Origin of the sequence: Lysinibacillus sp. GJ-1, from assembly GCF_021166035.1 — a bacterium.
In the GTDB taxonomy this organism is placed as follows: domain Bacteria; phylum Bacillota; class Bacilli; order Bacillales_A; family Planococcaceae; genus Lysinibacillus; species Lysinibacillus sphaericus.
Window position 1 is genome coordinate 4,208,696 of record NZ_CP088912.1, and the last position, 21,613, is coordinate 4,230,308.

Below are 21,613 nucleotides of genomic sequence, written 5' to 3' on the forward strand. Positions count from 1 at the left end.
TACTAATTACTAGTTTACTAGATTAAGGATAAAAGTGGGTGCATTATATTGTAAATACTTTGGCTAGCATTCTTTTCCTGCTCTATTTATGCTGTACCTTTCCATAGACACCTCCACCACCAACCTCAATATGTAATTGTCCCGTTCTCGCTAAATCAATCATCGTAGCTATTTTCTGTGGCACAATTTCCTCGAGTTGCTCGGTCGTGATACGGTGTAAAATCGTCATTTCAGTCCCAAATGCATGTAATAATCTTTCCATCATTTTCGGACCTAAACCTGGTATAAAATCAAGTGGTACTTGATGGATGTAAGGTGGTCTTTCACGTTCATCAACATACGGCTCTGATAGTTCCTTAATACGTGTCGCAACACCTTTAATAATTTTCGAGCTTGCACAAGATGTACAAAGCGTATCGTCTGCACTTAGCTGATTACCACAATTAGCACAAACAGTTTGATAATATTTGCCGAGCAATGGATTTAACCCATAATTCGCCACTACTGCCCGCCCATCCTGTTCATGAAGCGCCATCTTTAATTCGCTAAAATTAGCCGCCATTAATTTTAGTTTTTGATATTCACGAGCCATTTTCCCAAGCGAATGTGCATCAGAGTTTGTAACAAATGTATAGGCTTGAAGTTCTTTTATGTTTTTGACCATATTGGAATCAGAACTTAAACCAAGCTCTATAGCATCTATAAGCTGTGGATTGAATACTTCTGTTAAGCTTATATGAACACCTTTTCCAAATAAACTTTTAAATGGCGTAAAAACATGTGCTGGAATAAAAAGCCCCCCTAATTCCCGCACTTTTTGTTGTACAGTTTGGCCTTCACAATAAATACGCTGTGAACTTAAATGGATGTTTTTCATATACTGGCTCATCCAATTCGAAAAATTCTCCATCACTTGAATAGTAGGGAAATAAGCTAGCACATGAATTGGTCCATGGCAGGAGCTATCATATATTTCGATTTCAGAACCTGGAATAAGCGTTGTTTCTTGAAATCGGAGTCCACCTTGCGATAACTCCTTTAGTTTGCCTTGTTGTATCATTATATTCATTTCAGCAATGACTTCTGGTGAATGACAATCAATAATGCCGATAATATCAAGCCCTTTTTTGGCACTAGCCATCTCTAAAATCCGTGCTAATGTTAACGTTTTACTCCCAGTAATTTTCACTGCGCGCCCACTCATTGTTCGTCCAATATGAATATGTAAATCTGCATAATAGTCATGAAACAATGTACACATCTCCTTTTGTTTTATTATAAAATGAAAAAACCTTACATTGCTGCAAGGTATTTTCAAGCATTAGGATGGATGGTTTTGATGAGCGCCTTTATCAGTCTCGTACGAACCTGAACCTTGGTTTGGCATTGCTGCTGAATCATATGCAACCAATGTAACGCCAATTTTCTTTTCGAGTTCATTAATTTTTTCAAGCTGTGTGTGATCTAATTGTGCAAATTTTACTTCTTCCATATTCATCACGCATCCTTTCAAAAATAACGTTCCCCGAATATCTCACAACTATACAAAGGGCAATTGGATAATTTCTTTAAGCAGTGTTATGTGGAAATTGTTCGAAAATTGTTTGAGTGACTGGCACTTAAATAGGTTAAATATGGTTTGCCTGTTAGTGGATGTGTTTGAATGTCGGCGCATACTCCAAAAACATCATCCAGCAGCTTAGGTGTTAACACTTCTTCTGGCGTACCATATTGAACGATACGACCTTGTTGTAAAACATAAATGTAGTCGCAGTACATCGCGGCCATATTTAAATCATGTAAGGCGGCGACAACCGTCAAATGCAGTGTTTGAATTAAATCCATTAGTTGTAATTGATGGTGGATATCTAAATGATTTGTCGGCTCATCTAAAATAAGTATCTGTGCTTGCTGTGCAAGTGCACGCGCAACCATCACTCTCTTTTTTTCCCCTCCAGAAAGGGAACTAAAACTACGTGTTTCTAAATGGGCAATACCTGTTTGAGACAAGGCTTCTTTTACAATATTAAAGTCTTCCTTATTGTCCATCTCAAAAAGTTTTTTATGTGGTGTTCTTCCCATACTCACTAAATCTTTTACTTGAAAGTCGAACAACACAGGCGTTTCTTGACTGACAACTGCTAATTTCTTTGCGATGATTTTACTTGATTGCTTAAATATATCTTGCTCATTTAATAACACTGTACCGCTTTCTGGCTTTAATAAACGATACATATTTTTTAATAGTGTAGACTTTCCGCTACCATTAGAGCCAATCAACCCAACAAACTGCTTTGCTTTTATTTGAATGCTTACTTTCTCTAATATGCACTGATCATGAATGGAGAATGATACTTCCTTTGCTTCTAATGTCATCACCTTTAATCCCCTTCACCAAATGAATAATTGTTTCGACGTAGTAGCCAAATGAAAAATGGTCCCCCACAAAAAGCAGTAATAATACCAATCGGCATTTCTTCTGGGGCTATTAATACACGCGCTAACGCATCAGCCCAAACTAGAAAAATTCCCCCTAACAATGCACTTATGGGGATAACATGTTTATAATTAGAGCCAACTAACAAGCGTACGATATGCGGAATAATTAAACCAACAAACCCGATGGACCCACTTACTGCAACGAGCACACCTGTCAGTAAAGATACGAGTACTATTAGCTGTATGCGAAACTGTTGAAGATTTACCCCTAACGTGACGGCTGCTTCTTCCCCAAGTAGTAATAAATTCAGATTTCGATAGTATAGCCACAACAACCCAAATACGATAAAAAAGACAATGACTGGAATAAATAAATTACTCCATTTTGCTCCTGCGAGACTGCCTAACATCCAATACATAACGGCTTTAATCCCGCCCTCTTCCTTAGACATCATTAACATAAAATTCGAAGTGGCAGATAAGATAAAGGACACCGCCATCCCCGCTAGTAAAAGGCGAAAAATCGAAATACGTCCTCCTACACGCGACAACAAAAATACTAAGACAATTGCCATAAAAGAGCCTAAAAAAGCAGAGACTGAAAGGGCGTAGATACCTAAAAATGAAAACGCCCCTAAAATAATGACAGCCGTTGCGCCCACTGTTGCTCCCGAAGAAATACCTAAAATATACGGATCGGCTATCGAATTACGGACTAGTGCTTGAACAGCAGCACCAGCAACCGCTAAGCCTGCACCAACAACAGCCGCCAGGATCACACGAGGAACACGGATTTGCCATATAATAATCTCTTGCGAACGACTCCAATCCGCCTCTATAACATGAGGGAATAATGGCACTTTCGAAAGAATTACCTTCCATACATGTAACGGCGTAACTGACACAGACCCAATCATAATGGCCACTGTCATAGACGTAATGAGCACTAGAAAAAGGGTCAAAGAAAATAACATAAATTTTTTATTCATTTGGTTATGAACTCCTTATCAATCATGATAAAGACGAAGCAATAAAAAAGGGCATTCTACGCATACATGCATAGAAATACCCTTAGCTAAACAAATTAGGAGAAATATCCATCAATTGTCCGTAATTGCTTGCATCCTCGTGGGCATTACAGGTATGAACTAACTGGCAGGTCTCCTGGCTTCGATTCATCGTATCTACGATTGCCTTCCCATTTAAAAACAGTGGCTACACTATCATAGAACTCCTCGTTACAGTTGCGGGACAGCGTCGGATTTACACCGACTTCCCTTTTAAGTGATGCTCGTGTTTACAAGCGTCACACCATTAGTATCTGAAATTTTAAAATTATGACGATTCTATCATACATCATTATCGTAGTCTATTATTTCCTTCATTTAGGAATCTATCTTTCCTCATTTCAAACTAAATCCATCATTTCTGCACATTTACTTGCTACATTAAAGACACATCCAAATCGAAGGAGGAAATTCATATGGTATTAAATAAAAATCGGCTCCTAATGTTAGTAGCAGCAATTGCTTTACTAATACTTTCAGCTTGTGCTGATAATACAGCGAAGTCAGAATCTGCTCAAAGCGACAAAACAGAGCACGGCGAAGAGATGGATCATGGGGATGAAATGGATCATTCCATGATGAATCATTCAAGCTCTGGTGAAGTTCCAGCCACTTTAAAAACAGCCGAAAATCCAAAGTTCCCTGTCGGCAGTAAGGCTATTCTTACAGATTGCCATATGTCAGGAATGACAGGAGCCGAAGCGACAATTGTCGGCGCTTACGATACGACAGCATACATTATTTCATTTGAGCCTACTACTGGTGGTAAGACAATTGAAAATCATAAATGGGTGATTCATGAGGAATTAATCGACCCAGGTGAAGCACCTTTATCACCAGGATCAGAAGTAAAAACTGATGCTACCCATATGACAGGCATGGAAAATGCGACTGTACGCATTGATGATGCCGTACAAACGACTGTCTATATGGTCGATTTTGCTTTAACAACTACTGGTGAAGAAATGAAAAATCATAAATGGGTGACTGATAGCGAGCTAGCGACAAAATAATGAGGTTGGGACAAAAGAGAAAAGGTGTTAGATTGATGGCAGTCAATCTAACACCTTTTCTCTGTTCCTTAAATTTTTTTAGTTATGTCCCAGCCTCATTCTAAAACCTTTTTGTCACCGCTTTTATGCCATTTATAGCCGATTCCCCACACTGTCTGTAAATAATCATCCACTGGAAAGCCACTTTTTCGAAGCTTATCCCGTAAATTGCGGACATGTGAATCAATCGTTCGGTCTTCAATTGCTACATTATATCCCCATACAGTGTTGATTAAATGCTCTCTAGAGAAAACTTTATTTTGATAATCAAGAAATAACGCTAACATCAAAAATTCTTTTGGCGTTAAAGAAATCATCTCTTGGTGAAAAGATAACTCAAAAGATTCTTTATTTAAGCGTAGCCCTTCGAAATTAATAACGATTTCTTCAGCCTTTGTTCTTCTTAAAACAGCCTGTATACGCGCTAACAATTCTTCCTCATCGAAAGGCTTTAAAATATAGTCGTCAGCTCCAAGATTTAGCCCTTTTATAATATCAGCCTGTTCCCCTTTTGCCGTAAGCATAATAACTGGTACGTCCCAAAACTTCCTTATTTCCTGACATACTTGCCAGCCATCCATATCAGGCATCATAATATCTAACAGCACTAAATCTATATGATGTTCTTCTAAATATTCTAAAGCATCTCTTACAGACGACCTAGCAATACAATGAAAAGAAGGTTCAAGATAAAGGGTAAGTAACTCTAACATCCTTGGTTCATCGTCAATTAATAATAATGTTTTCATTTGTTCCTACTCCTTAAACAATAATTTAAAAGTAGTCCCTTTGTTTTCCTCACTAACAACGGTAATTTCCCCTCCATGTGCATGAACGAGCTCCTTTACAATGGCAAGTCCTAATCCTAAACCGCCATTGGCACGCGTACGAGATTTATCAACCCTATAAAAACGTTCAAAAATATAAGGTAAATCCTTCTGCGGAATTCCTTTTCCGGTATCTTTTATAATAATTGATACGAAATGATTGTTTCTTTCCACTTGTAAGAAAGTCGAATCTCCTGAGGAACAATAAGTCAGCGCATTATTTAACAAATTCAAAAAAATTTGCTCCAACCTTATTGTATCAGCCAATAAAGTTAGTCCCGCTTCACATTGCACAAAAAGGTCAATTTGTTTTTCATGGAAAGCAGGTCTTAACTTTGCCTCAATACTTGCCACAAAGTCATCCATATGAAGACATTCTTTGTTTATAACAAATGCATTTTCATCCATTTTTGCTAAATCAAATAAGTCTTTTATTAACCTTGATAATCGATTCGTTTCCTCAATAATAATACGTAAATACTTTTGACGATCTCGTTCCGATAAATCTCGTTTATAAAGAATATCTGTATAACCTTTTATAAATGTAATCGGTGTTCGCAGCTCATGAGCAATACTCGATAAAAATTCCTTTCTTTCCTCTCGTAAATGATTTAAGTCATTAGATAATAGTTGAATAGCATTCGCAAGATCACTTAATTCATCTTGACCATTCGTTGAAAGGGCTACTGTAAAGTCCCCTTTACTCATTTTTAATGTTGCTTCTTTCATTTCAATTAATGGACGAGCAAGCTTTCTAGATAACACAATAATCACTACAATGGTCACCAATCCCGACACAAGCCCAACAATTAGGAAGTGTTTATTTAATCGCTCCATTAAGGCATGGATAGAATCTGTATTTTGGAACATAAAAACATAGCCAATGGTCTTTTGCTGTTTTTGAATTGGACTAACGGTCGCTATATACTTTTCATCTTGCCAATTGTTCTCTAGCACCTGACCATCATAAGGTACACTTGCTCCAAGCCTCTGTAAATATGCTTTTATATCAAGGTGCGGCGAAGAAGTAGCTAAAATTTTGCCAGCACGATCTGCAATCACAACGTCCGTATTATCTCGGGATTCCATTAATACTATATGTGATAACGTTTCCTTTTCGAAATTTTGCTCCAATATCTTTCGATGCGAATTACCCGTTGTCTGCAAGTTTGTTAGTTCTTCATCAACTCTCGAATTCGTCAAAGAAAGATGCAAAAATAACATCATAAATGTTTCGATGCAAAACAATGTGATAAAAAAGATAATGCCAAGCTTTAGTGAAAGTTTTTTCATCCTGTAACCACCTATATTTCAAAATGATAACGTGTAAGTGTGAAGATTTTATGCAGAAGAAAGATACTTCTATTAAATAGTATAAAATAAAAACTACATGCTCATTGATTTTTCACCCTATGTAGTACTTAATGCAAATAAGAATGAGCCCTATATTAGAAAGATATAGGAGGTACGTTTTCCTCGATTCCTGCTGGAAAAGCATGACTCTTTAGAGCCCGTACAATGCCAACAACCCTAAAAAAAGAATGGGGCAGGGACATAACTAAAAAAATTTAAGAAACAGACGAAAGGTGTTCATAATTTTTTGCTATATGGAGACCTTAGCTATTCTTGCTTTTGCAATTAAAAAAATTAGAAGTGTTCACTAGTTGTTGGTAGCGAAGGCGGTGACTCCAGCTCAGAACAGCACATAATGTAAGACGCGGGCAACAACGGCATAGCAAAAAAGTGTTAGATTGATGGCAGTCAATCTAACACTTCTTCTCTTTTGTCCCAGCCGCATTCTTTTTTATTAAATATAATTTTTAACCCAATCTAAGAAGTTTTCAATTACTGAATCAAGGAATTTGACAGTCCCCTCATCTGTTAAATTACCTTCTGCATCAAATTTTGTGTGGACAGCGCCAATATAAACATCATTACCACTTAGCAATGGTGAATTAATGCCAGGTGAGAATAAAATATCACGTAAATGTAATTGCGCTTTAACCGTTCCTAAGTTCCCCATAGATGCTCCCATCATAAAGGATGGTTTACCAATCATTACTTTATCCACTCGTGATAGCCAATCTATAGCGTTTACCATCACCCCTGGCACCGTTCCGTTATATTCTGGTGTTATCCATAGGACCGCGTCTGCCGCTTTTACTTTTGCTTTGAAATCTAAGACAGTTTGTGGTGCTTCATTTTCAATATCTTGATCGTACATTGGTAAATCTCGTAAGCTTAATACCTCTAGTTCAAACTTTTCTGTATAACGTTTTTGCATAAACTTTGCTAATTGCATATTATAAGATTCTTTACGGATACTACCTACGATTGCTACTACTTTCACGATATTTCCTCCTAAGTGGTTACTATTTTTAATATTGGTTGAGCATTTATATTTTATACTGCATTAATAATAGGTAGTAAACTCTTCAACAGGTTTACGATACCCTCTTAAACCCTTACTACTTTCCTTTTCCTTACCGATTGTCATCATTAGTACAATTTCATGTGTTGCTGGCACATTGAATAGTGCACGCATTTGTTGTTGATCAAAGCCAATCATCGGACATGTATCCCAGCCACGATTTTTAGCTGCTAACATAAAGAGCATAGCCGAAAGTGATGCATTACGAATTGCATCTTCCTTCATAAACACTTCGCCACGTTCTTCGTAAAACTTTGTATTATCGTCTATAAGATTGTCAAGCTCACAGTTTGTAATCATACCTAAATCAACCATACCTTGACTAATATGAGCCGTTTGCTTGTAAGCTTCTTTATCTCCTAATACTAGGATAACACCGGACGCTGAATGTACTTTATATTGACCATATGCAGCCTCACGTACTTTTTCTTTTAATTCTTGATTTAACACAACAATATATTCCGCGTGTTGCAAGTTGAATGCTGAAGGTGCAAGCTTAACATCTTCTAAAATGGGACGGATATCCTCCTCCGTCATTGTAATTCCCTCTATAAAATTATTTGCCGATCGACGTTTATCAATTAACTTTGTAAACTCCATTCTGACGTCCTCCAGTCATTCATTTTGCTTCGGTAGTACTGTCTACAGTCATAATCAAAGACCTAACTAGCATTTACTTTCCAATTTGCATATTGTACAAGGGAAAGTTATTATTCATATTCTTTCTCAAATGGTATCGTACTTCTAACAGTATCAATTGGACGAACAAGTTCTTCAATTTGTGCGCGCTTAGGCTCTAGGAAAGGTGGTAATGATAATTTTTCTCCCAATGTTTCATAAGGTTCATCTCCCATAAAGCCAGGTCCATCTGTCGCCCATTCAAATAAAATTTGAGGTGCTACACGTGCATAGAGCGATTCAAAGAAGTGACGGTTAACGTAACCAGACGTACTGAAGCCAAAGCTTTCTAAACGTTCTGTCCATTCATCTAGAACAGCTCGATCTGCTACACGGAATGCTGCATGGTGCACTGTACCAAACCCTTGACGAGCTACAGGTAAGATGGTGTTATATTCTACAATGATTTGCGCACCGTTCCCTCCCTCTCCTACCTCAAATAAATGGAAGTCTCCTTCTGCTGCTATTTCTGTGAAAAGCATTACTTTTTCTAACATTTCTTTAAAATAAGTAAAATTCGCAACACGTACAAATATTGTCCCTAATCCTGTAATGGCATATTCAAGCGGGATTGGACCATCTTTCCAAGGTGTACCTGCGGCAACACCTTTATTGTTTTCGTCAGATATCAGTTGATACTGTTGATCGTCAAAATCAACAAACGATACGGTTTGCTTACCAAACTGTTCTTTAATGCCTGTATGTTTGATATTTAAGCGATCAAAGCGCTTTACCCAATAAACTAATGCTGCATCCGTTGGTACTCGAAATGATGTTTTGGAAATCTCATTTGTTCCATGTACACCTTTTGGTATGTTCGGGAAGTCAAAGAATGTCATATCTGTACCTGCACTACCCTTATCATCTGCAAAAAATAGGTGATATGTTTGTATATCGTCCTGATTGACTGTTTTTTTTACTAGACGCATTCCGAGTACATACGTGAAAAATTTATAATTTTCTTCAGCACTACTTGTGATCGCTGTTACATGGTGAATCCCTTTTAAATGAATCATAATTAAAAGCCTCCTATTTATCTCGAAATCGAGATATATGTGTAAAATTTTTTATTTATTAATGGCATTAAGACCGACCTTTTTTAAAGCCATATTCATTATTTCCAACTCCTGCTGGTCCAATATTTGAAAAATTTCATTTATCTTCTGTTCATGGAGCGGAAAAATTCTATCCATTAAAACCTGTCCCTCATCTGTTAACACTGCATACGTAACACGACGATCATTAGCACAAGCTCGTCGACAAACATAATCTTTTTGCTCCAGCTTATCAATAACATACGTAATACTACTACTTGCAACTAAAATTTTCTTACCAATTACTTGAATAGGCTGTTCGCCATTGTGATATAAAAAATCTAGTACCCCAAATTCAGTTTGGTTTAAATCATATTGAAGCAAATCTTTTTTGGCTGCATCCTGGACAGATTGATAAGCACGGAACATAATCGTAAAAGCTTTTAAATAACGATTTTCTTCCTTCATAAGATGCACTCTCCTATTTACCTCGAAATTAAATATCTTTAATTCGAGATAATAATATCATAAAAAAATCCTGCTAGCAATCCTTTTATCTTAAAACCCTCCTCTGGCATTTAAAATGGACTTAAATTGATTTCTACAAAGGCGTTGCAAATCGTAGAAAAAGCCCTATACATATTACTGTATAAGGCACAGCTACTACTTCAACCGTTTAAACTCTTTTTCTGTTCCATCCGCAAACTCCACTTCTACCTCAATGGATTGGTAATCATCTTTAATATTAAATACTTTAATAACCTGCTCAATTACTTCATCATTCGGTGTTGTTGAATCAAAAGTTAGTTGCTTCAATAATGGTTCAACCTTCGTATACGCCTCATCACCTTGTATTCTTTCATTGTTGCGGTCATCTTTCAATTTAACTTCTAAACCGTTCTTCTTATTTTCATATTCAATCTCATAAGATTCTGTTGGCGAATAATCGACATCCAATGCAAATTCCAAAAAGTTAAAAGGCACTTGGTCAGTGACATTTTCACCAGCTTGTTGATTCGTATTTTGCTCAGTTGGAGCATTTGCAGGTACGTCTTTTACCTCATCTTTGTTACAGCCATAAAGTAAACCTGTCGCTAATGAGAATACTAATAAATTTTTATAAATTCGCATTATCTTCACTCCTTTTCTTACATTTATTCTTCCCTAAAACTGCTCCAATTAAACGGCAAAAAGGTATCTCTTCAAGTCAAGAGATACCCTTTTCCTCCATCCTAAACAGATGGAAGAATTCATTCAAATTGTCCTAGTAGAAATTACGACTAGCATTATTTTCATGAATAGCACGAGCTAAGCGAAGTGTCGACACAGCTAAATCAGCATAACTTACTTCTGCAGTTGCATTAAAGTTATTTTGCTGTGCATCAATTAACCCCATTGCGCTTGCTAATGCAACATATCCTGTATACGCTGGGTCGATAGTGCTTGCATCTGCGAAGTTTAATTTGTAAATATCGCTATGCTTAGCAGCACTTTCTAAACGTAATACACGGATATACCATTCTGCAAGTTCCTGACGAGTCAATTTCGCATCAACAGCAAATTCATTTGCAGGTTGTAATACACCAATTCTTACAGCTTGCTCAACCACTCCGTATAACGGATGTTTCGCATCAATATTACTAAAGGATTGAGGCGCTTCATCTTCATTTCCATATGGTCCGAAATATCCATAAGTTAATGATTTAAGCATAATTTTCAATGCCTCACCTTTTGTCACAGATGTATCAGCATTAAAACTTGCTGGATCTTTTACTTCCAACACATTTTGAGCTAATAAGTAATTTAGTTCCTGTCCAGCCGTTGGGTGCGAAATTTGTGGTTTACTATTTGAATCGCCCACACTATTCACCCATTTGCCAGTTGTTGCATCAATTTGATTGAAAAGGCTACCTTCATAAGTCGGTGCATACACTAAATCATAGTGGTTATTATCCTCTTTGTCCTGCTTCGCGTACTGCAGTTTTAACTTTAATGCATTACTAAATGTTTCCTTCACTTTATCTGCTGGTACAGCCTTACTTACAGACGGCCAGTTATCAATTTTCTGTTGGTTAATTGATAGTGAGCGCAATGAACCGTCTGATCCGATGCTTACATAAATTTCATCACCAACAACAGCAATTCCATTGACTACGCGTGGGAAGGAGAAGCTATATTGCTTACCATAACTATCATAAGCAAAATCATCTAAAGGTTTTGCATAGTTATGAATATAAGACGGAGCCCACTCTTTTAAGTAGTCGATTGCTTTTGCCATCGCAGCATCTTTAGTAATTGTTTCTGCATTTTTATCTGTTACCATGAAATCTCTACGTACATCATAGAATTGAGTAATTTCACCAGTTGCCTTGTTAATTTCAAGTGACGCACCAGTGCCACCTCTATCATAATTATACATATAGTTTACAGAGTAGAGTGTTTCACCGTTTTCATTTTCTCTTTCATCAATCAGCTCAATTTGCAACTTCGCCTTATCAGGGTCCACTTTTAAGAAGGACTTTGCAAATTCCTCAACTTCATCAAGTTTCATACCGCTTTTTCTTGGGGCAAGTTGTTCTGAAGAAAGCTTTTCAACACCTTTTGCTTTTGGTGCTTGCGATACGAAACCATTCGCTGTTTGCCATTGACCAGTTAATGCATTTACACCAGAGAAGCTTGATGTTGGCACATACACTAGTTTGACATTGCGTTTTTCAGATTGGAAATTATAGTCTACATAATAACGTAGCTCAACATCAAAGTTCTCACGAATTTGTGCAAGCACATCTTGCTCACTCTTTTTCTTTTCTATACTATCGAACGTTGCTTTAGAAGATACATCTGAGTTGCGATATACTTGTACAACTTCTCCATTAGCAAGCACGCCGATAGAAATGAAATGGTCACTTATTGCTACACCGTTTTGTGTTGGTGCATACGTATAGGAATAAGTAATTGGTTCTGATAATGGACGAGTGAAGTTATAATCATTAATATAATCATATTCATCTTCTTGCAACTTATAATTTGCTGTATTCGGGAATTTCTTTAAGAAATCCTGAGCAATTTTTTGTGCATCTTCTTTTGAATATTTTGCAGGATAGAGCGCATCTGCAACATTCGCTGGCTGGTAATAGAAGTGTTCAAGTTCTAAATTATCGCCCTTAAATGTGATGCTACCATAGATATCTTTTCCATTCACCGTTTTATGGAAGCTCAATTCATAACGAACAGTTTTATCATCGTTATAATAATGGCCACTTCCAGTATGGAAATCATTTTCTGTTAAAAAATTGAACTTTTCTGGGAAAAGCTCACGTAATTTTTTAATAAGTGTACTTTTTGTTACTTTTGTTTCAGTAGAGGCTACTTGAATCTCAATTCTCTCTGGAGCATCCTTAACATTAGCAGAAGCTTGTGCCATTGGAGAAAGAACCCCGACAGAAAATGCAGTAGACGTTAAGATAATTCCTAACTTTTTAAATTTACCCAAAATATCCCTCCTAAATTACAATTTACCATAATTATATAATATATTACCAAATTAGGGAATAGTATTTACAGATTATTTCCAATTAGGTGAGCAATAGATTGGGTATATCCTTATCCCTATCATTGTCATTTTTTCACCACATCAAAATTCGAACCTATCAATAGCCAATTTTGCGGGAACGGTAGTCCTAATTTCCAATAGCCTATACCCCTAAGCTTGTACTGCTTAATTAAATTGAATTTCGCTTGAATCGATCGCGCATCTTCAAACCAGACTACATGCGCTCTTCCTTGCTCGTCGTAATAGTCAAAGAAAGGTGCTTGTGCATTCCAATCATACTGAATCGCTGCATTATATTTTTTCGCAATCTCAATAGCCCTCTGCGGACTTACAGCCTCTGCATACGGACCCCCTTGTACAAACGGCAATGTCCAATCGTAGCCATATAGATTTTGCCCGAGCAAAATTTTACTTGCTGGCATTTCCGATACAGCATACTTCACAACAGCCTCCACTTCCCTAATAGGTGAAACAGCCATTGGTGGACCCGCAGAATAGCCCCACTCATAGGTCATCAGCAATACAAAGTCCACAATCTCCCCATGCGCTTTGTAATCATGTGCCTCAATCCAAGGACCTCGCTGATTAGCACTTGTTTTCGGTGCTAGTGCTGTCGACACCGTATATCCCTCGGCATGGAACCGCTTCACTGCTCGTCTTAAAAAATTGTTATACGCTTCTCGTTGATCGGCTGGTAAGTTCTCAAAATCAAAATGAATATCTTTGATGCTTCCTACGCGCTTCGCTTCATTAAGAATATTGTCAAAAAGTACATCTTGCACAGCAGTACTTTGGAATATATCTCTTGCTAGTTCTCCGCTAAATTGGAAGTTCTCCAAGTTAGATACAACCATAGCCAGAGATGCACCTGTATCATTTGCAATTTCAGTCACACCATTTGTTGGTGGCTTCTTTAGTGTCCCATCCCTCTGCGCCTCATAGCTAAATAACGCAAGATACGTTAAATATGGCGATGCTTCTCTAGTTTGGCTTAATAGCGCCTCACTTACCGCTGTTCCTCTTGGCTCTAAATATGCCAAAGTCTCTGCTTTTGTTTTCGGTGCTGGCGGAATATAAAGACGCAAACCAACTGATAAAATCTGGTTTGGATGAATGCCATTGACCTGAGCAAGCGTTAAATAATTAATGCCGAAGCGTTGCCCTATTGACCATAAACTGTCCCCAGGCTGCACATAATAAAAGCTCCCTACGATTGGAATGACGAGCGCTTGCCCAACAACTAATCGATTGGGATCTGGGATTTGGTTGGCATCTACTATACTTTGAACGGTTGTACCATATGCCTGTGCAATGCCATATAAGGACTCCCCTGCCCGCACAACATGTATTTGAATGCGATTTGCCTCCTTTTTACGTAATGAAACCATAGCTATAAAGCTTATGATATAAAACAAGAAAACATGTCACCTAGAAGCAAGCACCTTTGTAGGGCAATCCATTTAGTGCCAGGCACTCAAACAATTCTGAATTCTTCCGGCAAGCAATTAAGTAAATAGCATGAAGTGCCAGGCACTCAAACAATTTATTAAAATGATTGGACATTACTTTGTTGTTTGCTTTTAAAGTATTTACTACCTGAACGGCAATAAAAGACGAACAGTATAAAAGCTATAAGCTGTAGTAGAATACTTATAGTAAGCGCCACCTCTTGCAAATTGGCATCTAAGTTAATAGCAAATGAGTGTATAACAAAACCACATAGCATAAGCGTCATATATATTTGATATGTTCTAAATGTTTTCGCCTCGAAAGCTTTATTTTCATGAATATGCAATAACAGTTGAAATAGAAAATACATGAAAAGTATCAATAAAAATTGCAGCAACTGTACTCCGATTTGTCCTAACAGCAATGTCCCCGTCCATTGGTCCAGTTCCACAACAAAGGACAATACAGTTAAAACCATCGCAAAGTTCCTCGTCCAATACTTCAATTTACGAATTGACGGCAATAAATGAATGCCATAAGCAAAAAACATATAACCAAAGAAATCAGGAAAAATGTCAGGTAGTCCAAAAAATTTTAAGTCTAAAAAAATAAAACATAACCCATTATATAAATTATTGTAAGGATCTTTCATCAACGTTCCCCTCCCGCAAAGTTCTATATCTCGAATGAAAAGTGGTAGTAATACTTCACTGTCTCTATCTAAAAATCTACTAGCAGTGGATACATAAGTATCACGTTGAGACGGTACTACAATCGGTTCAGCTACACGCTACCAATTAGCGTATACTAGGTTCCCCACCCATACACACAATGACAAGGCAAATGTTATAAAGACCAGTTTCCCTTTTGTATAACCCTTGCTAAACACAAAAATAATAAATAACACTAGGGAGAGTAATACAAACAACCCTCCAGTAAACACCATTGTTTTCTCTTGACTGATAATAGGTGATGCCGCACTTCTTATTTCTAACGTTTGACCTGTAGTAATCATCCATAAAAAAACAAAAATAGCTATTGTCATAGGGATTGTGAGAAGTGGTGCAACAGTTAATTTTTTTGTTTTTAATTTTGGATTGTTTTCTAACTCTCGACGTAGGCTACTTGAAAATGCTTGCTCTGGCTCAATATCGGGACGATTTTTTAATGTATCAAATAACTCACGATCTTCCATCAATTTCTCCTCCCTACTTTTTTACGAAGTCTTGCCATTGCACGATGAAAGTCAACGCGTACCTTCACTTCTGAAATACCAAGAATAGCTGCTGTTTCTTGAATTGTGTAATCCTTTAACATACGACATATAATGATTGTTCGATCATGTGACTTTAATGTCATTAATGCTTGCTGTACAATTTGCCATTGCTCGTTTTTTTCAACTACAGTAGGAGGTTCTATGCCTTCTGTTAAAATAGGCTGTTTAGTTAGTTTCTCTGTTAATAAACGCTTAATCTTTTGTTTTCTATGTATATCTACTGCTGTATTCCGTGCAATCGTTAAAATCCACGTTTTTACCTTCTCCCCATCCTTTAAGTGATGTAATTGTTTAAGTACTTTTAAAAAAGTTTCTTGCGTAATATCTTCCGCTTCTTGTTTGCTATTTGTATAATAAAGCGCAAAATGGTAGACATCACGATGATAGGCATCATATAGTTGCTCAATCTGTAATTGATTTTTATGCAATACTTCACCCCGCTTTCTACATTCCTTAATAAGTCGTTAGTATCCAATATTTGTTACACATTTTATAAAAATTTTAGCTCATTGAAAAAGGGTGGGACAAAAGAGAAAAAGTGTTAGATTGACTGCCATCAATCTAACACTTTTTCTCTACGCCGTTGTTGTCCGCTTCGGCGGTGCTTTCCGCAGGAGTCACCACCTCCGCTACCAACAACTAGTGAAACACTTCTATTTTTTTGCAAGTAGCAAAGTTCCCATAATAGCAAAAATTTACGAACACCTTTCCTCTGTTCCTTAATTTTCTTTAGTTATGTCCCAGCCTTTTTGTCCATTAGTCACCTACATTGGACGTAATCATGTCAAATAATAACGGCACATTTGTACCTCGTTGCAATGAGTTACAACCCTTCGTTAAGTGCGCCCAGCTTTCTTTCATCTTTTCCCTATAAGTTAGTGTTCCATCAACGGGCAAAAACTCCACAAGATATTCTTTAATAGAGCCCGATAAATTGTCCATAAATTCATCTGCTTTCTGCACTTTTTCTGTTGCAACTTCATTGCGCTCATCCCATAACACATGCTCTAAATTTGTAGCAAAATAAAAAAGTTGATACGGTACTTTTAAACGATTAATACTAAAATGGTCATTGGCAAGCAAAATCTTTACGTTATTCGCTTTCATTTCATTACGCTGTTCGATTTGCTCTTTACGCCTCTCTGTTTTTACTAAAATGGCATCCTCTGTGTAAAATAAATTTTGCTCCATATCTGATTTGATTTTGACAAACTCTGGGGCGATAAAACAACCATCTGCATCTGTAATATGAATGACCGCCGTTAAATCTTTTGCTAAAAACTTATACTTTTCAAGATAGTTATAAATGACTCGGCTAACACTATTTTTAATGTTGGGGATTCTCTTTTTTGCATCCCACTTCGTCAAAATATCCTCTCGCTGTACATCAAAGCGAATCGTCGAATCAGAAAAATGTTCATCCAAAAAATCTTCTAAAATGATTTGCTCCGTTTGACCTTCAACAATAACTAATAGTACTTTTCTAGTCATGTTGCACACCAGCTTTTCTAAAAGCACGTTTTATTTTGAACGTTTTCGTTTCTTTATACACTTCCTCATCCTGTCCGCCAAGCTGTATCGCACGCAAATAGACATCTCGCGCATTATTGACCTCTTTAATGCCCTTTAGCTGCATATATCGATCATCCTCATTTGTTGTTGTAAACCATAAATTTTTAATGGCAAGCACCTCTAACACACGTAAATTATGGGACGTGAAAATAAGCTGTCCTTTTCCGCCCTCATCAATCACTGTTAACAACTCACCTAACAAATATTCAAATACACCCGAATCTAATTCATCGATTACGACGCATGCAGTCGGATTATTATAAACAGCTATTAAAACGCTAAGCACAGCAATGATTTTCAATATTCCTTCCGATTCAGTTCGTAACGGTAATTCCCGCTCACCCCGTTTGGATAAAAACTCAAAACGTATGCCTTTTTCACCGTTATCTAATAATTGCTCTGTAATAACGTGAATTTTAATCGTTAGCCCTGGAATAATGGTCGATAGTACTTGGTTGCTTTGCTCTATGACTTCACATAACACATTGAAAGCATTCTCTGGCAATAATGCTGGTCCTTTCAAATCATAAGGAATCGAGCCCCGCGTTTTTTCTAAATGAATACTAAAAGGCATAATACGCTCTTCAAATAAAGGTGCAATATTTTGGTTATTAATAACATGTAAGTCCCGATTAAAGTCGACTGCTATATTATGAAGCAATTCCATTTCTAAATCTGATAGCTTTTCTTGTAGCAACGGCTTTAAATCCTTATGGAAGACAAAAGACATATATTGTTTTCGTGCTAATTGTTGAACAACAAGCGTCTTTATACGGATCTTTTCACTCATATCTCGTAAAGAGCTTTTTCGAATTTGAACATCCTCATCTGCAACACTTACTAACACTTTTGAGCGTTTTCCTTTTTCATCTTCCCTGTAAGTCAAGCGTTCCGCAATTATGAACAGTCGTTTTTCATCTTCTTGCAATGTTACGGAATAGTTGACAAAAAATGTGCCGAATTGATTGTCCACTAGAAATTCAAAATCCAGACTAGCAGTTTTTTCCCCTGCCATAATTAATCGTTTATCTTGTGATGGCAATTTCACTTCAGCAATCCACCCAGAAATAATGGTCTTCAACAAACTAAATGCATCGACAATGGTTGTTTTCCCTGAACCATTCTGCCCATATACCCCCACTACATTCGCTGTCATAAGCGAAGCAAAATTCACCGCTATTGTGAGCTCACCATTGCGTACATTTCTTAAATTTTGTATCTTTATTTTTTTCATTTTGATAATTGCCATTTCAAACATCCTTTTCAGTCATTTCTTCCTATTATAATTAAAATTGATATATTTTATAACAAATAGTGCGATAATGCCTATACTTTCTAATTCGTCTTATGCCATATGCCTATGACAAAGATAATATGGGACATATGTTAGAAAAGAAACATGAAGAAAGGTGTGTTCTATTGGTCTATCCAAGATTAGCCCCTGAAGATTTTAATCAGCAATTCCGACCTGGAATGAAAATATGGGTTACACTCCCTACTGGTACTTATTCTGGTACTTTAATTCGAACATTTGGAAAAGACGGAAGAACTGCAGAAATTCAGCTAGATTCTGGACAAATTATTACAGTTGATGTTAATCAAATTGCCGCAGCAGGGACAGGTTTGCCTCCTGGCTCATATCCGCCACCTTATCCGCCACCTTATCCACCTCCTTATCCACCTCCTTATCCATCCCCTTACCCGCCACCATATCCTCCTCCTCGTCCACATCCGCCACAACCGTACCCACCGCAACCGTATCCACCATATCCGCATCCGCCGCAACCATATCCACCACGTCCATATCCACCGCAGCCATTTCCAGGCGGGCAATTACCAGGATTCCCTCGTTTGACACCTCCAGGTATTTCTGATATTTTACCTGGCATATTTGGTAATCCAAGATAAAAAAGGGCTTTCCATCAGTTCAGCAATGAACAAATGGAAAGCCTTTAATTTTACATAACAATGACCACCAACAATTTTTTCGCTTATGTTGGTTATAATATTTGTCCAGAATAATAAACACTTTATTTTAGCAGCTAGTCCCAGAAACAAAATATACTATTATTATTATATTTTCTGTTAATTATGTGCATAACCACCCGAAAACATTGATATAAAAACACTATATATTATTTCGCTCACCGAAATTTCACACTTTAAATAGGAGGATTTTTGGGTTGTGAATCGTATTTTTTGGCAGTATAGTTGATTAATGTTAGGGGATGAATGGATTATTTTACAATCAAAGAAATAATGATAAAAAGTATAAGGTAATTCCATATATTTGAATATCATAACAGTCAATTGTAACATTGTACTATTCCCATTACATTTGACTTTCGTATTATCAGTAGTCCCTTTTTCGCTTGAAATATGTCTTGTATACAATTTTAGGAGGAAGAGATATGAAGAAAAATAAGAAACAGCAAATGTCGATTAGCAAGAAATTAACCGTCATCATGGTTAGTATTTTACTATTATTTGGGCTAGTTACTACGGGATTTGCCTATTATATAGTGAAAAACAGTAATTTAAAAGATATGGACCAATCGCTCTATGATAAAGGGATGATTTTGTCTAAGACAATAGACCAAAAGACATTAAAATCCGTACTAGAAAGCCCAAATGCTGACAATAATGATGTCCTACATTTAACGAAGGAAATGGATGCCATTAACGAGGAATCAGACATTATTACCAATCTCTTTCTTATTACAGTAGATGGTGAAAATATTAACGCACCGGTTCTTTCCACAAGCGTACTTGAAGTAGGTGCAGAGTATAACCAAGACATGGTTGCCATGGGACTTTCCCCAGATTTTCTTGCAAGAATAAAAGAAGTGTTTGAAACAAAAGAAGCAACAGCTACAGATATTTATAAAGATGAGTTTGGAAGCTATAAAACAGGTCTTACGCCGATTTTAGATAAAGATGGTTCCGTTGTAGCTGCTTACGCCATTGATTATGATGTATCTATGGTAAATGCTAAAGCATTATCAGAAGCATTATGGATTCTGTTAATAACTGTACTATTCCTAATTGGTTCTTCTATCGTGGTTTATACACTATTAAGAAAGAAGCTAACACCTATCCAACAGCTATCTTTACAATCTAAAAAAGTTGCGGAAGGTAACCTAGAGCTTGAAGCGTTACCTGTTCACTCAAATGATGAAATTGGCGTACTAACAACTAATTTCAATGTTATGATTGACAGCTTAAAAACTGTTATTAAAAGTGCAACAAATGTTTCTTCACGTGTTTCAAACTCTGCACAAGTTTTATCAAGCAATATGCAAGAAGCAACAGATTCATACAATAATGTAGCTTCGTCAATGCAAGAAATTGCTAGTGGTGCTGATATACAAGTGCAAAAAGCTAAAGAAAGTTCTATTACAATTGAGGAAATGAGTATTGGTATTCAACGCATTGCTATGACATCCAATCAAATTTCTGAATCTTCTATTTTAGCATCGGAAGAAGCTGAAAAAGGTAATGATTCAACAAGCAAATCTGTAGCCCAGATGAATGCTATTAGTAAGGCAGTTAATCATTCCGCATCATCTGTAAAAATGCTTGGTGAACATTCCGGCAAAATCGAAGAAATCGTCGGCATTATCACAGGTATCGCTTCCCAAACAAATCTGCTTGCATTAAATGCTGCGATTGAAGCTGCTCGCGCAGGCGAAGCAGGAAGTGGCTTTGCTGTTGTTGCCGATGAAGTGCGGAAGCTAGCCGAACAATCAGAAGCTTCGGCAAGAGAAATTTCTACGCTCATTACTCGTATTCAACAAGATACAAATGAATCTGTAAAGGTCATGATACATGCTGTAGAAGAAGTGGATAATGGCTTAATTATGATTAATGATTCCGAAAAATCATTTAGCCAAATTTTAACTTCAATTCACCATGTTACAGGGCAAATTCAAGAATTATCAGCAACGATTGAAGAAATGGCAGCAGGTATGGAAGAAGTTACTTCAGCTGTTCAAGATATGGAACACTTCTCAGTAAGTTCTCGAGACAATACAAGAGCAGTAGCCGAAACATCCGCTAGTCAGCTAAATACCGTGCAAAGAGTTTCAGAAGAAGCACAAGTATTATCTGATTTATCAGGTGAATTATTAACTGTTGTAAATACATTTATTGTAAAATAGATGTAATGAAAGCACTGAAAATAAACAAAGAGCAAGTAATCCCACAACCTTGTCGATGCAAAAACATCGGCAAGG

21 protein-coding genes and 1 riboswitch are annotated in these 21,613 nt (G+C 36.9%); of the genes, 3 read left to right on the top strand and 18 right to left on the bottom strand.

Going from position 1 to position 21,613, the window contains the following annotated elements; genetic code table 11:
* Positions 1 to 82: 82 nt before the first annotated feature.
* The 4 genes from LO754_RS20930 to LO754_RS20945 all read right to left on the bottom strand — a co-directional run bounded on the left by LO754_RS20930 (position 83) and on the right by LO754_RS20945 (position 3,428).
* Entirely contained in the window at positions 83 to 1,204 is a 1,122-nt protein-coding gene (locus LO754_RS20930; RefSeq protein ID WP_231786364.1) for an endonuclease Q family protein, read from the bottom strand.
* Between the two features lie 117 nt (positions 1,205 to 1,321).
* Complete coding sequence (locus tag LO754_RS20935) at positions 1,322 to 1,492, bottom strand: hypothetical protein (protein WP_172583029.1); 171 nt, start codon at positions 1,490 to 1,492, stop codon at positions 1,322 to 1,324.
* Between the two features lie 86 nt (positions 1,493 to 1,578).
* Positions 1,579 to 2,376 carry an ABC transporter ATP-binding protein gene (locus tag LO754_RS20940; RefSeq protein ID WP_231786365.1) on the bottom strand — a complete coding sequence of 266 codons (798 nt, stop codon included), beginning with the start codon at positions 2,374 to 2,376 and terminating at the stop codon, positions 1,579 to 1,581.
* Between the two features lie 5 nt (positions 2,377 to 2,381).
* A complete protein-coding gene (locus LO754_RS20945; RefSeq protein WP_231785194.1) occupies positions 2,382 to 3,428 on the bottom strand; it encodes an iron chelate uptake ABC transporter family permease subunit in 1,047 nt (348 codons plus the stop codon).
* 148 nt (positions 3,429 to 3,576) lie between these two features.
* Positions 3,577 to 3,770, bottom strand: a riboswitch (cobalamin riboswitch).
* Between the two features lie 152 nt (positions 3,771 to 3,922).
* Here LO754_RS20945 and LO754_RS20950 point away from each other — a divergent pair.
* On the top strand, positions 3,923 to 4,519 hold the full coding sequence (locus LO754_RS20950; RefSeq protein WP_231785195.1) for a YdhK family protein: 597 nt from the start codon (positions 3,923 to 3,925) through the stop codon (positions 4,517 to 4,519).
* 95 nt (positions 4,520 to 4,614) lie between these two features.
* Here the strand turns inward: LO754_RS20950 and LO754_RS20955 are convergent, their stop codons facing one another.
* The 14 genes from LO754_RS20955 to LO754_RS21020 all read right to left on the bottom strand — a co-directional run bounded on the left by LO754_RS20955 (position 4,615) and on the right by LO754_RS21020 (position 18,627).
* Positions 4,615 to 5,307: a response regulator transcription factor gene (locus LO754_RS20955; protein ID WP_024363954.1), complete on the bottom strand. Its 693-nt coding sequence runs from the start codon at positions 5,305 to 5,307 to the stop codon at positions 4,615 to 4,617.
* Positions 5,308 to 5,313: 6 nt separating this feature from the next.
* Entirely contained in the window at positions 5,314 to 6,678 is a 1,365-nt protein-coding gene (locus tag LO754_RS20960; protein ID WP_029747361.1) for a sensor histidine kinase, read from the bottom strand.
* A 514-nt stretch (positions 6,679 to 7,192) separates the two neighbouring features.
* Positions 7,193 to 7,735 (bottom strand): NADPH-dependent FMN reductase, encoded by a 543-nt coding sequence (locus LO754_RS20965; protein WP_024363953.1) that lies wholly within the window; start codon positions 7,733 to 7,735, stop codon positions 7,193 to 7,195.
* 63 nt (positions 7,736 to 7,798) lie between these two features.
* Complete coding sequence (locus LO754_RS20970; protein WP_024363952.1) at positions 7,799 to 8,416, bottom strand: nitroreductase family protein; 618 nt, start codon at positions 8,414 to 8,416, stop codon at positions 7,799 to 7,801.
* Positions 8,417 to 8,526: 110 nt separating this feature from the next.
* A complete protein-coding gene (locus LO754_RS20975; RefSeq protein ID WP_231785196.1) occupies positions 8,527 to 9,510 on the bottom strand; it encodes a ring-cleaving dioxygenase in 984 nt (327 codons plus the stop codon).
* Positions 9,511 to 9,561: 51 nt separating this feature from the next.
* A complete protein-coding gene (locus LO754_RS20980) occupies positions 9,562 to 9,996 on the bottom strand; it encodes a MarR family winged helix-turn-helix transcriptional regulator (protein WP_024363950.1) in 435 nt (144 codons plus the stop codon).
* A gap of 195 nt (positions 9,997 to 10,191) precedes the next feature.
* Positions 10,192 to 10,659: a YusW family protein gene (locus tag LO754_RS20985; RefSeq protein ID WP_024363949.1), complete on the bottom strand. Its 468-nt coding sequence runs from the start codon at positions 10,657 to 10,659 to the stop codon at positions 10,192 to 10,194.
* A gap of 133 nt (positions 10,660 to 10,792) precedes the next feature.
* The gene (locus LO754_RS20990) at positions 10,793 to 13,021 is read right to left on the bottom strand and encodes a YcdB/YcdC domain-containing protein (RefSeq protein ID WP_231785197.1); all 2,229 of its coding nucleotides are present in this window, start codon (positions 13,019 to 13,021) and stop codon (positions 10,793 to 10,795) included.
* Between the two features lie 125 nt (positions 13,022 to 13,146).
* The gene (locus tag LO754_RS20995) at positions 13,147 to 14,436 is read right to left on the bottom strand and encodes a glycoside hydrolase family 18 protein (RefSeq protein ID WP_231786366.1); all 1,290 of its coding nucleotides are present in this window, start codon (positions 14,434 to 14,436) and stop codon (positions 13,147 to 13,149) included.
* Between the two features lie 191 nt (positions 14,437 to 14,627).
* Positions 14,628 to 15,182, bottom strand: coding sequence for a hypothetical protein (locus LO754_RS21000; protein WP_231785198.1), 555 nt, complete (start codon positions 15,180 to 15,182; stop codon positions 14,628 to 14,630).
* Positions 15,183 to 15,320: 138 nt separating this feature from the next.
* On the bottom strand, positions 15,321 to 15,725 hold the full coding sequence (locus LO754_RS21005; protein ID WP_024363945.1) for a hypothetical protein: 405 nt from the start codon (positions 15,723 to 15,725) through the stop codon (positions 15,321 to 15,323).
* Entirely contained in the window at positions 15,725 to 16,234 is a 510-nt protein-coding gene (locus LO754_RS21010; protein ID WP_231785199.1) for an RNA polymerase sigma factor, read from the bottom strand. Before LO754_RS21010 ends, LO754_RS21005 begins: the two co-directional genes overlap by 1 nt.
* A gap of 328 nt (positions 16,235 to 16,562) precedes the next feature.
* Positions 16,563 to 17,297 (bottom strand): hypothetical protein, encoded by a 735-nt coding sequence (locus LO754_RS21015; protein ID WP_231785200.1) that lies wholly within the window; start codon positions 17,295 to 17,297, stop codon positions 16,563 to 16,565.
* Positions 17,290 to 18,627 (bottom strand): AAA family ATPase, encoded by a 1,338-nt coding sequence (locus LO754_RS21020; RefSeq protein WP_231785201.1) that lies wholly within the window; start codon positions 18,625 to 18,627, stop codon positions 17,290 to 17,292. The genes LO754_RS21015 and LO754_RS21020 overlap by 8 nt, the downstream gene beginning before the upstream one ends.
* Positions 18,628 to 18,797: 170 nt before the next feature.
* Here LO754_RS21020 and LO754_RS21025 point away from each other — a divergent pair, with 170 nt between their 5' ends.
* Positions 18,798 to 19,286 (top strand): hypothetical protein, encoded by a 489-nt coding sequence (locus LO754_RS21025; protein WP_231785202.1) that lies wholly within the window; start codon positions 18,798 to 18,800, stop codon positions 19,284 to 19,286.
* A 503-nt stretch (positions 19,287 to 19,789) separates the two neighbouring features.
* Entirely contained in the window at positions 19,790 to 21,538 is a 1,749-nt protein-coding gene (locus LO754_RS21030; RefSeq protein ID WP_024363940.1) for a methyl-accepting chemotaxis protein, read from the top strand.
* The last annotated feature ends 75 nt before the right edge of the window (positions 21,539 to 21,613 follow it).